Source organism: Sedimentitalea sp. XS_ASV28 (genome assembly GCF_041224545.1).
Taxonomy (GTDB): Bacteria; Pseudomonadota; Alphaproteobacteria; order Rhodobacterales; family Rhodobacteraceae; genus Sedimentitalea.
Map to the genome: position 1 here is coordinate 21,626 of NZ_JBGFGP010000116.1, position 12,140 is coordinate 33,765.

Below are 12,140 nucleotides of genomic sequence, written 5' to 3' on the forward strand. Positions count from 1 at the left end.
CCACGGCGGCGTTTTTTCCTCCAATGCAGGGTTCCGTCGCAAATTTTCCCGAGGGCTGCAAACAGGCTCCAGCGGACACAATTATGGGGACTGTTGCATTAATCGACGGGTTTTACCAAGGTCAGGCTTTTGAGGTTGAGCATGCCGCGTAGCTCCCCATTCAAGCACCACCGTTTTCCGCGTAATATCATACTTTGTGCCGTTCGTTGGTACCTGCGCTATCCATTGTCCTACCGGGATGTCGTCGATCTCCTGGCAGAGCGCGGCATTCCGATTGATCGGTCGACGGTGTATCGCTGGGTTCAGAAGTTCGGACCTGAGCTGACCAAGCGAACCGAGAAGCACCTACGCCGTGCCAGCGTCGATTGGCACGTGGATGAAACCTACATCCCGCGTTGGCGGAAAGTGGCGCTACTTGTGGCGTGCAATCGATGCAAATGGGCAGATGGTCGATTTCCGGCTGACGGCGCGACGGGATGCCAAAGCCGCCAAAGCCTTTCTCAAAAAGGCGATCGAGCGTGTGCGCCTGCATCGGCCTGTTACAATTGTGACGGACAAGGCGCACAGCTATCGACGCGTTATCCGCGAGATAAACCACGGCTATGACCCGCATTTTGACAGCATCCGGCACATCGACCGAAAATGGCGCAACAATCGGATCGAAAGCGACCACGCCGCCATGAAGCGGCTCCTTGGGTACTGTCAGAGCTTTCGATCATTGCGAACAGCCAAAGCGACCCTCAGCGGGATAGAAACCATCCGAACCATCAAACGTGGCCACATCCATTACAAACAATCAGGTGTCCGTGGTGAGATCGCCTTTATCGACGGCCTCTTTGGCGGCACCGCATGACCTCCGGTGATGAAAGTCCCCGCGGCTGCACTCTTCAAATTAACGCAACAGTCCCATAGGGACCCGGTTCGCGGACTTGATCAGGCCAACGGTCAAACAGGCCGGACAAATGACCGCTATGCATAAATATCAAAATCACAAGAAAATACTTACAAAAAGGGAGATGGCCACAAATGGCAATCCCTGGCGAGATGCTGCGGATTTACGATGCCGAGAGCGTCACCTGGACCTACGACTTCCGCAACAACGTTGTCGGCAATGCCGTTTCATCGGCATTGTCAGGAAGTTTCTTCGACCTCTGGCAAGGTATAACTGCGATCCAGAACGGCCTGACCCGGACGATAGACACGCAACAGGAAGTTCCAGCCTTCGCTGATGTCGACGCGGTTGGGCTGTTCGCCGCAGTTTTCGACAGAGCCAAAATGGACGGTGAAACTGCCGTCATCGTTGAGTGTCACGTTGCGGTCGTTGATCATGTTGTTGTTGCTCTCCATGAAACCGTCATCACCATAAACGGTGATCGACCAGAAAGCATCATTCGGCGGAACTTCGTAGGTGCCCGCATAACAGGTGTCGGAAGACTCCGGTCCCTTGTAATTGATATAGACGGCGTCCTTTTCGGGGAAAAGTCCCCAAGCCCCTGCCGCTGCAAGGTGTCGTGTATCTTCGTTGACCTCACCCCGCTGCCCCATCCAGTCGGGCTCGTACTGCGCGAACTTCTGGAACTCCTTCTCGTATTCCGAGCGCAGAGTCATCATGCTGTCAGCATTCCATTCCGGTGTCGGGAACAGGTCGTGGCTTGTGGCTTCGATGGTAAACTGGTTCTGCAGATCGTTGATCAGAGCGATATCGGCGGGATCGCCCGGATCCATGAGTTGAATGCGTTGGATCAGGGCAACGTATTTCGTGTCGTCGGGAATGTCATAGGTGCCCGGCTCATAGAAAACCTTGGATGCATAGTGATCATTGTCGATGACCAGGATCGAAAAATAGCGATCATCGGGGAATTCGGGGATTGTTAGCGTCGCTCCGCCTTCTGTATCGACGACCGCCCCGGCGTACAGAGTGTCGCGATTCATCCGTATCACTGCCTGTGCATCGAGCGGCGTGGGTTCACGGATATAATAGAAACGATTCACATCGCTGCCGGCATTCCTGTAAAATCGAGCGAAGGCGAAATCCGCCTCCGCGCGGATATAGGTTTCCGGGGTAACGATCTCCTCAGCCACCGAAGCTGACGCAACGAACGCCAGGCTGAACGTCAAATGCCATCCGCAATTCATGGTTGTCTCCTGATTTGCTGCTGCAAGACTCTGTAACGCCAAGTTATGTTAACACATTTGGTGTCGGGTGGCTAAATCGCTGGACAATGCCCCTACCAGGCATCGACCAGCGCCATCGCGATCCAGGGCTGGAACGTGACGAGGAGCAGGCAGAGCAGCATCAGCCCCACGAAGGGCAGCGCCGCCTTGCAAACGAAGCCGAACCGTTCCTTGAATGCCGTCATCGCGACGATCAGATTCAGGCCCAGCGGCGGCGTCAGTATGCCGATTTCAAGGTTCAGCACCACAATCACACCAAGATGTGTGTTGTCGATTCCATAGGCTGCGGCCAGAGGCTTCAGCAGCGGCGCTGCGATCGCGATCGCCGAAGCCGTGTCCATGAAGCACCCGATCAGAAGCAGCAGAAGGTTCATGAGCAACAGGAACGCAGTGCCGCTTTGGACGTGTTCACTCATGAAGGCGATGATCTCCTGCGGGACGCGGTGTTCGGCAATCACGAGGTTCAGGCTGACCGCGACGGCAATGAGCGGAAACAGTGCCCCCACCAGCTTGGCCGAGTCGATGCAGAGCTGGCGATAGTCTTTGAACCGCAACTCTCGGAAAAGCAGCGTTTCCACCGCGATCGCATAGAGCAGGGCCACGGCGGCCGCTTCGGTCGGGGAAAAATATCCGCTGTATATTCCCCCAAGCAGGATCACGGGCATTAAAAGCGCCGGAATGCCCCGATAGATGGACTGGCCAAGTTCAGAAAACGAAAACTGTTCTCGCGGGATATGCCAGTTGATGACGATCGCATAAAAGGAGAAGACCGTCGTGAGCAACAGGCCCGGCCCCAGCCCGGCGAGGAACAGGTCGGAGATATTCCCCTCGGTCACGATACCATAGAGGATCATCGGAATAGACGGCGGAATGATAATTCCCAATGTGCCACCGGCGCACAATGCACCGACTGCGAATCTGCGCGAATAGCCATGTGCGGTCAGCGCCGGATAGAGCACCGATCCCACTGCCAGCATCGTAACGATGGATGACCCCGAAATTGCGGAGAACACAGCGCAGGACAGGATGGTCGCCACGGCCAGCCCGCCCGGAAACGGACGCGTCAAGGCGATCATGACCGCAATCAAACGCTCAGCGATGGTGCCACGGCTCATCACCGAACCGACGAGAATGAACAACGGCACCGACAGGATCAACTCGCGATCCATTGTCGCCCACATGTCCTGGAGGAAATACTCCAGCGCACCGGCACCCCAGACAAGATGAACGAATGCGGCAACGAACATCAGGATCAGGATCAGGTCGACCCGCAGGATCAGGAGCAGGACGACCAGCCCGATCAGGAGAAGCGTCATCATTCCTTGAACTCCTCTTCCTCGGGCATCAACCGAGGGTCCGCCGCGTAGATCAGATGACGCATTGCAGACAGAAGAAAGGCGAGTGGCAGCGCGAGCTGGATCGGCCACACAAGCCAGTCAAGGGTGATGTCGCGCTCCTCGATCATGCGCGAGAAGGCGACCATTTCCCACGCGCCCCAGGCCAGCATCACGAGGATCGCGGCCGAAGCGACTCTGCCGAGTCGGCGCGCAGGCATTTCGCGCCGTCCCGCCGTTACGAAATCAAGAAATTGCGGGCGTAAATGACTGCCGCTCGCTGTGGCGATTCCGAAACCGGCCATCGCGCAGAGGATCAGCGCATAGACAGCAAATTTTACCGATCCGAAAACACCCTGACCGAAAAATTCGCGTCCGATGACATCAGCGGAAATGGCAACCAACATCGCGAAAAAGGTGATGACGACAATCGCCTTTTCAACCGAGAGCGTCGCATTGAGATATATCTTGAATGCGCTTGTCATAAAGTCACCCCCCCTCTAAGGTTTAGATCGTCACGGCGCAGCAGAAGCTGCGCCATAACATTTGCCTTGGGTGCGCTCCCGTTCAGGACGGACAGCTGTCCTTCGCACTCTTCACGGCTTCGAAGAACGCGCCCGCATCGCCACGCAACTCGCCCAGCGACTGATCCCAGGTCGCGCGTGCCGCATCGGTCCAGGCCTTTTTCTGGCTGTCATCGAGGAAAATGACCTCACCGCCCATTTCCTTGAGCTTGTCCATCATGGCCGTTTCAAAATCCAGGATTTCCCGGGTGCTCTGCTCAAAGCCGATGACCGAAAGAGCTTCGGTCATGATCCTCTTCTGGTCTTCGTCAAGCTTTGCCCAAGTGCGCGGCGACACGATGGTCGCGCCGAGGTTGAATTGAAGGTCTGCACGTGTATAGACCGGCAGGCTCTGCATCAGCCCAGATGCCATCGCATAGGCCAGCCCGAAGTTCACCGCTTCGACCAGCCCCGTGCTGGCGGCCGAGGGCGTTTCCTCCGCAGGCAGCGGCAGCGGGGTTGCGCCGACGGCCTGGAAAAAGTTGATCGAAGACTGCGATGGTGCGCTGCGCACCTTCTTGCCCTTCAACATCTCTGGCGCGGTGATCGGTTCCGATCCTGCCATTGCCTGATGCTCGATCGGTTGGAAAGCGAGGAAATGGTATTTCTTGCCGGCGACCTCTTGTGCCTTTTCCAGCATCTTGGGCACCACGCAGGTGACCTGCTCGTCGCTGTCAAAAAGAAACGGAAAGGTCAGAGTGTTGAATTCCGGCGATACGCTCGACAGGATCGGAACCGATCCCGACCACATGTCCACACGCCCGCTCAACGTGCTTTTCAGGGTGTCGCCCATCGATCCCAGCTGCCCGGCATAGAAAAGGTCAAGTTGGATATCGCCGCCTGACATCTCCTCCACTTTCTGCTCATATCTGCGCCATTGATCCGACCAGATGGTCGGCTCGGGCGAACCCAGAGCGACTTTCAGCGTGACAGGTTCTGCCGTCGCAACCCCGGAAGACGCAACGGTCAGCGCGGCTATCGCGGCAATGGCAAACTTATTCATGAACTTCCTCCCTGACATATGGTTCCCTTGGCTCACTAGCGCTTGTTGTCATGAAGGATTGTCTAATCTGTTACAGTTCCGACTTGCTGAATTCGAACACCGATAAGTACAGCAAATCATCTGACCGCTCGCGAAACAGGAATTGAATGTGGCATCCACGCAGATCCAGTGGGCGCGGCGTCTGTGTCATACTGATCGCGCACGGCTTCGCGAAATTAATTCTGTTGGGAAGGCAGCGGTCGTTCAGATATATCGATGAGAGGCGATCGTCACAGATGCCTTCCAACAACAGGCCTGTCAAAAGCGGGTCCCCATAGGCCGGCGGTCATCTACTGCAAAGCACGCAATCGATTCAAATCATGGACATTAATCACGCCATATCCAATCGACAGCAATCCGTCATCTTCGAGTTCCTTAAGAACCCGGTGGACGCTTTGCCTCGAGATCGACAGCATTGCGGCAAGATCAAACTGATTGATCGTGATGCGTATCTGGTGTCCGGCATGGGGGCGAAACCCCAGTTGATCCGCTGAAGCGACAAGACAGCGAACGACGCGGCTGGTCTGGTTGCCAGGAGCAAAGCGGGTAACCATTGCGAGAGACATTCGCAGCCGCTGACACAGGATTTCAACGGCACGTTTGGTCAGTTCCGTGTCGGTAAAGACGAACTGACGAAATCGCTCGCCATTGATGAAAATGACTGTCGTTTCTCCAAGTGCTGTCGCATCGTGAACCGAAGGTTTGCCGTCAAGCACTGCCAAGAAGCCAAACATGTCACCGGCAAGAAAGTCGCCGGCGAGGAACCGCTCGCCGTCTTCCGAGAAACTCTCCAGCCGCAGACTTCCTTCTATGATCAGGAAAATCCCATCGACCGGCTCTCCCAGCGTGGCCACCTGTTGCTGGTGTGACAAACGGCGCACGGAAGAAATTGCGATCAACCGGCCCTTCTGTTCTTCGGACATGCTGTCAAGGAAATGATGGGTATCGCTAAACTCGCCCAGCATCTTCGCCACCGATTTCGCCATCAATCCGATCCTCCCTGGCGAATGTAACAACGCTGACATTCGCCGTGAAGTTAACTCCGTAAGCTCACAGGGAGATATGTATACAACGGAGAATCGCCGTGGAAGAGCAACAGGCGCTGGAATGTGACTATCTGATCGTCGGTGGGGGATCTGCGGGCGCGGTGCTTGCCAATCGGTTGTCCGAAAACCCCAAAGTGCAGGTGACATTGATCGAAGCCGGGCCGCACCCGACAGGGTTCTGGGCGTCAACCCCGCTGGGGGTCGCGCGGCTGCTGACCGGTGACAGACTGCTGTGGCAGTTCTTCACCAGTGAACAGCAGGCGATGAAAGGGCAGAAAATCTACTGGCCGCGCGGCAAGGCCCTGGGCGGATCGTCCTCTGTCAATGGTATGCTCTGGACCCGTGGCGATGCGGAAGCCTTCGATCATATCGCCGGGCTTGGCTGTGAAGGATGGGCATGGCGCGATATCCTGCCTTACTTCAAGAAATGCGAGAGCTTTGAAGGTCCCCAAAGCCAGCACCGCGGTGCTCTTGGACCGATCAATGCAAGCACGCTCGAAGCGAAGGATCCGCTAACCCGCGGCTTTTTCGGAGCCTGCAACGCGGCTGGTTTTCCGACTAATGACGATTTCAACGATGGTGATCAGATCGGCGTGTCGCATCTGCAGTTCTCGATCAAGAATGCCAAGCGGTGTTCGACCTATGTCGCATACCTCAAACCAGTATCGGGGCGCCCCAACCTGCGGGTGTTGACCGAAACCAGCGTAGAGCGTCTGGTCATCGAGGGTCGCCGCGCCGTGGCGGCTGTCGTGCGCGGTCAGACCGGATCACAGGAGATACGCGCGCGCGGAGAAGTGCTGCTCTGCGCCGGTTCGCTCAAGACGCCGCAAATCCTGGAACTTTCGGGCATCGGTCAGGCAGAGCGGCTCAGGGAACTGGGTATCGAGGTGATCCATGACGCCCCGGAAGTCGGCGAAAACCTGATCGATCATGTCAACCTGCGCATGACCTATCGCGCGCGGCACCCGGTTACGCTGAACGATGTGATGGCGTCAAAGGTCAAGACGCTGCTGGAAGGCATGAAATACGTGTTTTTCAAGAAGGGCTTCCTGACTTACCCCTCGGTCACGTCGCACGCCATTCGTCGTCTCGATCAAGACGAGCGCAGTTCTACCGTAAAGCTGCAACTGGGCATGATCAGCGGACCGGACCGTTATTCCAATAGTGCCGAGGCCGGGCTGGACAGCTATTCGGGTTTCAATATCGGCACCTTCCAACTGTATCCCAGATCCCGTGGCCATGTGCACGCCACGTCCAACGATCCGCATGCCGATCCCGACATGACCGCCGGTTACTTCACCGATGAATATGATCGCGATTTCGCCATTCGTCAGCTTCGTCTGGTACGTGACGTGGCGATGCGCCACCCGATGGCCGAACAGATTGTCGAAGAGACCCGCCCGGGCCCTGCCACAGACGACGATCAGGGGCTGCTCGACTACGCGCTTGAGACCGGGCAAACCTGCTGGCACCAGGTCGGATCGGCGCGCATGGGCAATGACGCGCGGGCCGTGGTCGATACCGATCTGCGTGTGAACGGCATTCAGGGGCTGCGCATCGTGGATGCGTCGGTTTTCCCCGATATGCCGGCCTCCAACACCAATGCACCAACCATCATGCTGGCGGAGAAAGCCAGCGACCTGATCAGGGAGGCCGCAAAGGCATGAGTGTTTTCGACAACCCCAATGCACAGAAATTCTACATCGGAGGATCCTGGGTCGCTACGGCGGATGCGTCTGACATAATCGTCGTGGACAACCCCAACACCGGCGCGGAACTTGCCCATGTGCCAGCGGGCACTCTGGCGGATACCGACGCGGCGATTGCCGCCGCGCGGTCCGCATTTGCTGCCTGGTCGCAAACGGCACCTGCGGCGCGGGCGGATCTCCTTGACGCGATAGGTGCAGAGATGGACAGGCGCCGCGCCGACCTGATCGACGCGGTCTGCGCCGAAATGGGATGTCCGCGCCATCTGACCGAACGGTTTCACGTCGCCATCGGCATCGGCATCTGGGGCAAGACCGCCCAGACCGTAAGAGACTTTCCGTGGGATCGGCAGATGGGCGGGGCCCAGGTCCTGCGCGAGCCGCTGGGCGTCGTCGGTGTGCTGACACCCTGGAACGGGCCGGTCACAAGCGTTGCCAAAAAGCTGGCGGCGGTGCTCGGCGCGGGGTGCACGGCGGTCTCCAAGCCGTCGGAGCATACGCCGTTTTCCGCGATTCTCGTTGCCGAAGCAATCGAAGCCGCGGGCGTGCCTGCCGGTGTGGTCAACATGGTGCAGGGCTATGGCGCGACTGTTGGCGCGCATATCGTGGCACACAAGGATGTGGACGCGATCACCCTGACGGGATCGGTCGGTGCCGGCGTGGCGATTTCGCGCGCGGGCGCAAGTAATCTCAAGCGCATGTGCCTTGAACTGGGCGGCAAGTCGGCCAACATCATTCTGGATGACGACGGCTTCGCCGGAGCGGTGAAAACCGGCACCATTGCAACGATGCTGAACACCGGACAGGTCTGTTTTGCGCCGACCCGGATGCTGGTGCCCCGCCACCGCGCAGCCGAGGCGGAGGCGATCGCGAAAGCCGTTGCAGACGGTCTAAAAGTCGGCCCGGCCGACGCCGAAGGCGTCATGATGGGGCCGCTGGTCTCTGCCGAACAGTACGAGCGCGTCGGCGACTATATCCGTATCGGACAAAACGAAGCGCGCCTGGTTGCCGGTGGCCCGGGCCGTCCCGAGGGGCTGAAGAGTGGCCACTTCGTGCGGCCGACCGTGTTTGCGGACGTGACCAATGACATGCGCATTGCCCGGGAAGAGATTTTCGGCCCGGTGCTGTCGATCCTGACCTATGACGACCTGGATCAGGCCGTCGAGATCGCCAATGACAGCCCCTTTGGCCTTGCCGCGCATATCAGTGGGCAGGACAGCGCACAGGTCGCATCGCTCGCACGGCGCCTGCGTGCCGGTTCCGTCTATGTCAACGGCGCCACGATGAGTTTCGACGCGCCTTTTGGCGGCTACAAGATGTCTGGCCAGGGCCGGGAACACGGCGAGATGGGGCTGGAAGAGTTCCTCGAAACGAAATCCATCGTCGGACTTTAAGGCCAGGATCGACTTATACCACAGGAGAAAATTCATGTCTCAACCGCTCGAAGGAATTCGCATACTCGATGCAACCCACGTGCTCGCCGGACCGTTTTGTGGCTATCAGCTCAGCCTGCTGGGTGCGGATGTCATTCGCGTCGAAAATCCGAATGGCGGCGATATCGTGCGGATCAATGACAAGGACCCGGCCCGGCGCGAAATGAAGATGGGGTTGGGCTTTCTGACCCAAAACGCGAACAAACGGTCAGTTGCGCTGAACCTCAAGTCCCCCGAGGGGCAGGAAGCGTTCAAGCGTATCGCCATGACCTGCGATGTGGTGGTCGAAAACTTCCGACCCGGCAAGATGAAGGCACTCGGACTTGGCGCGGCGGATCTTCAGACGCTCAAACCCGACCTGATCTACTGCTCGATCACAGGGTTCGGGCAGTCCGGGCCACTGGTGGACCGGCCCGCATATGATCACATCGTCCAGGGCATGTCGGGCATCATGTCGGTGACCGGGACCGAAGAAAGCGGCCCGGTGAGGGCAGGCTTTCCGCTGGTCGACTATCTGGCAGGGCAGATGGCGGCCTTTGCGATCTCGGCGGCATTGGTACAACGTGAACGCACCGGCAAGGGCGAGGTGATCGACTGCGCGATGCTGGACGCGGCCCTGTCGATCCTTGGTCCCTCCGTCACCGAATGGTCGATCGCGAGGCGCAGGCCCGGACGTCCCGGCAACAAACCCTATTCCGGTTCACCGTTTTCGGGGTGTTACGACACCCGCGACGGCGTGATCGTGGTCGTGGGCAACACGATGGCACAGGCCGAGAGACTGGCCCATGCATGCGGTCTGCAACACCTGCTGGACGATCCGCGCGTTGGCGATTGGCAATCCCACCCGGAACTGGCCGATCTGATGGGCAGCCAGTTCGCCGCCGTCTTCGCCACCAGAACGGCGCTGGAATGGGAATGTATCCTCAACGAGGTGTCCGTACCCTGTGGCAAGGTCCGCGAGGTGCCCGAAATTCTGGATGAACCGCATGTAAAGGCGCGGCATGCGCTTCAATCCGTCTATGTACCCGCACTCGAACAGGAAATCAGCGTTCCAGGCCTTGGTTGTACCGTCGGAGGAGAGAACGGTCGCGTCCGCAGCGCCCCGCCAGAACTGTCCGAGCAGGCAAACGCCATTCTCGGTGAAGCCGGCTATTCCCAAGAGGAAATTGCGACACTGAAACGCGACGGCATCACTCTCTGATCGCGGATCGGTATGATGCATGGTAGTGTCGCGGCTTTATCAGTTTATAGACGCGCGCTTCAGAGCTTCCGCACCGCGAGCAGCACGCACAAGAAGCCGACCTGAGACCGCGACTTTCGGATACTTCACCGCGAGGGCCCGGCCACAGGCCTCGCAAGTCAACGATCAGGCAAAGCGCCAATGGCGAAGAACAAGATCGGGCGGTTTATCCAGGCAGATCGGACAATATTGGAAGTCATGCAGCGACACGCATCGGGCGGATTGATGCTTCGTGTCCGGAAGGGCCATGGCGAGAATCTCGTCCGCAGGCCGCTGAACCGCTCGGCGAAGCAGGACCCAGTTCGCTCCCAGCAAGTCACCCGCATATTCCGGCACCATACCCTGCCTCAATCCGAGATAGCCACAAAGCTCTTCAATCGAACGATATTGGCCTTCGCCAATCGATTGATCCAGCTGGACAGCAACTCATCACGCGCTGGTGGCGGTCGAAACGGTAGCGGCTTGATCGTCACCCGAATGCAGCGGCGGGATGGCGAGGGATGTTCCAACCGTCAGATAAGGTCGCGCAAGTGGCCGCCGATTGACGTGATCGACCAGCGTGATGTCCGAAGTCGTATGATCGATCTGAACGACCTCAAGCGGGGCTAAAACCTTGAGACGGCCGGGACGCGCGGAAAAGACCTGGTCAGCTTCCTGCGCAACGTATCGTTTCCTGAATGCTTCTCGCTGATCCATCGCGTCGAGCCGGGCCTTCACCGTCCTCCGGGTCGGGGCCTGGAAGCCCTTCGCCTCGCATTCCGAACGGATCTCTCGACAGATCCGCAAAAAGCTCGACCGCTCGCGGACCAGATAGTGGCGCCGCAGCGTGGCGTCGATGACGTCTTCGACCTCTTGCGCGATCCGCTTCGATCCCGGATTCGGCCCGCGACGGCCAAGTTCCAGCGCTGCAGCAAGCGCATCGTTCTCTCAGCCGCCGGTAGAGCGACCAGGTATGACTTTTCGCCAAACCCAGTTCCCAGGCAGCATCGCCAATAGTCGCGCTGATCGGCTCGCCTCTCTTCTCGATTTCGGGATCGGACGGAGAACCGTTGCGCGGTGTTTCGCAAGACGCTCGTTGACCACGTCAATCCCTACCCCATGTGGTCGGCACTTATCCACAGATCCGACCGCACGGCAATAAGGGTACGGCAAGCTATTGATATATATATTAAAATTTTAGATCAGATTCTGATTAATTTCGGCGCAGCGACACACGGGCGACCAGTGTTTTTTGAAATCACGACTATCCCTCCTGAAAGTTCAAAGCTCAGGATAGTTCCGCCACACAGATTGAGGCAGAACGGAGCAGAGAGATTATATCAACGAGGTCGAAAGATGATGTTGGTTTGATCGTGCGCGGCTAGAAATCTCTGGGCTTGCCGCGAGGATTTGAACCACCCAATCAGTTTCTCGCGCTTTCGAGTAGGTCTATGCGACCCTTCGGCGCGATTGTTCAGACGCTTATGCGCGCGATGGTCAGCATCCGGCGCTTGATGGGCAATCGGCTTGATGTAGCTGCGCAGTTTGTCTGTAACGAAGACCCTTGGTTGGCCGAATTGCGCGATCAGCCTCGCCATGAAGCGCTTGGCAGCTTTGTCATT

Annotated in this window: 10 protein-coding genes and 1 pseudogene; 4 read left to right on the forward strand and 7 right to left on the reverse strand. The window is 58.0% G+C overall.

What is annotated here, in order from left to right; translation table 11 throughout:
• Window positions 1-445: 445 nt before the first annotated feature.
• Window positions 446-853: a DDE-type integrase/transposase/recombinase gene (locus AB9K34_RS08845; RefSeq protein WP_369954066.1), complete on the forward strand. Its 408-nt coding sequence runs from the start codon at window positions 446-448 to the stop codon at window positions 851-853.
• Window positions 854-1,131: 278 nt separating this feature from the next.
• On the opposite strand, the gene AB9K34_RS08850 is transcribed toward AB9K34_RS08845, so the two are convergent.
• The 5 genes from AB9K34_RS08850 to AB9K34_RS08870 form a co-directional block, all read right to left on the reverse strand.
• Window positions 1,132-2,136, reverse strand: coding sequence for a DUF1214 domain-containing protein (locus AB9K34_RS08850; protein ID WP_369954067.1), 1,005 nt, complete (start codon window positions 2,134-2,136; stop codon window positions 1,132-1,134).
• Between the two features lie 92 nt (window positions 2,137-2,228).
• Window positions 2,229-3,494 carry a TRAP transporter large permease gene (locus AB9K34_RS08855; protein WP_369954068.1) on the reverse strand — a complete coding sequence of 422 codons (1,266 nt, stop codon included), beginning with the start codon at window positions 3,492-3,494 and terminating at the stop codon, window positions 2,229-2,231.
• Window positions 3,491-3,994: a TRAP transporter small permease gene (locus AB9K34_RS08860; protein WP_369954069.1), complete on the reverse strand. Its 504-nt coding sequence runs from the start codon at window positions 3,992-3,994 to the stop codon at window positions 3,491-3,493. The genes AB9K34_RS08855 and AB9K34_RS08860 overlap by 4 nt, the downstream gene beginning before the upstream one ends.
• Before the next feature lie 82 nt (window positions 3,995-4,076).
• A complete protein-coding gene (locus tag AB9K34_RS08865; protein ID WP_369954071.1) occupies window positions 4,077-5,075 on the reverse strand; it encodes a TRAP transporter substrate-binding protein in 999 nt (332 codons plus the stop codon).
• A gap of 329 nt (window positions 5,076-5,404) precedes the next feature.
• Window positions 5,405-6,100, reverse strand: a complete 696-nt coding sequence (locus AB9K34_RS08870) for a Crp/Fnr family transcriptional regulator (protein WP_369954072.1) — start codon at window positions 6,098-6,100, stop codon at window positions 5,405-5,407.
• Between the two features lie 98 nt (window positions 6,101-6,198).
• Between AB9K34_RS08870 and AB9K34_RS08875 the strand changes: the two genes are divergently transcribed.
• The 3 genes from AB9K34_RS08875 to AB9K34_RS08885 are packed head-to-tail and all read left to right on the forward strand — an operon-like array spanning window position 6,199 to window position 10,500.
• The gene (locus AB9K34_RS08875) at window positions 6,199-7,827 is read left to right on the forward strand and encodes a GMC family oxidoreductase (RefSeq protein WP_369954073.1); all 1,629 of its coding nucleotides are present in this window, start codon (window positions 6,199-6,201) and stop codon (window positions 7,825-7,827) included.
• Window positions 7,824-9,260, forward strand: a complete 1,437-nt coding sequence (locus tag AB9K34_RS08880; RefSeq protein WP_369954074.1) for an aldehyde dehydrogenase family protein — start codon at window positions 7,824-7,826, stop codon at window positions 9,258-9,260. The genes AB9K34_RS08875 and AB9K34_RS08880 overlap by 4 nt, the downstream gene beginning before the upstream one ends.
• A 34-nt stretch (window positions 9,261-9,294) precedes the next feature.
• Entirely contained in the window at window positions 9,295-10,500 is a 1,206-nt protein-coding gene (locus AB9K34_RS08885; protein WP_369954075.1) for a CaiB/BaiF CoA transferase family protein, read from the forward strand.
• A 386-nt stretch (window positions 10,501-10,886) separates the two neighbouring features.
• On the opposite strand, the gene AB9K34_RS08890 is transcribed toward AB9K34_RS08885, so the two are convergent.
• On the reverse strand, window positions 10,887-11,012 hold the full coding sequence (locus AB9K34_RS08890) for a TniQ family protein (protein ID WP_369954076.1): 126 nt from the start codon (window positions 11,010-11,012) through the stop codon (window positions 10,887-10,889).
• Window positions 11,013-11,861: 849 nt separating this feature from the next.
• Window positions 11,862-12,140, reverse strand: a pseudogene (locus AB9K34_RS08895) (DDE-type integrase/transposase/recombinase); the annotation flags it as partial.

Bases quoted from the DNA above. Each gene is read 5' to 3' on its own strand.
- AB9K34_RS08855 (WP_369954068.1), bottom strand. From the start codon at position 3,494: ATGATGACGCTTCTCCTGATCGGGCTGGTCGTCCTGCTCCTGATCCTG.
- AB9K34_RS08860 (WP_369954069.1), bottom strand. From the start codon at position 3,994: ATGACAAGCGCATTCAAGATATATCTCAATGCGACGCTCTCGGTTGAA.
- AB9K34_RS08870 (WP_369954072.1), bottom strand. From the start codon at position 6,100: ATGGCGAAATCGGTGGCGAAGATGCTGGGCGAGTTTAGCGATACCCAT.
- AB9K34_RS08845 (WP_369954066.1), top strand. From the start codon at position 446: ATGGTCGATTTCCGGCTGACGGCGCGACGGGATGCCAAAGCCGCCAAA.
- AB9K34_RS08850 (WP_369954067.1), bottom strand. From the start codon at position 2,136: ATGAATTGCGGATGGCATTTGACGTTCAGCCTGGCGTTCGTTGCGTCA.
- AB9K34_RS08865 (WP_369954071.1), bottom strand. From the start codon at position 5,075: ATGAATAAGTTTGCCATTGCCGCGATAGCCGCGCTGACCGTTGCGTCT.
- AB9K34_RS08885 (WP_369954075.1), top strand. From the start codon at position 9,295: ATGTCTCAACCGCTCGAAGGAATTCGCATACTCGATGCAACCCACGTG.
- AB9K34_RS08880 (WP_369954074.1), top strand. From the start codon at position 7,824: ATGAGTGTTTTCGACAACCCCAATGCACAGAAATTCTACATCGGAGGA.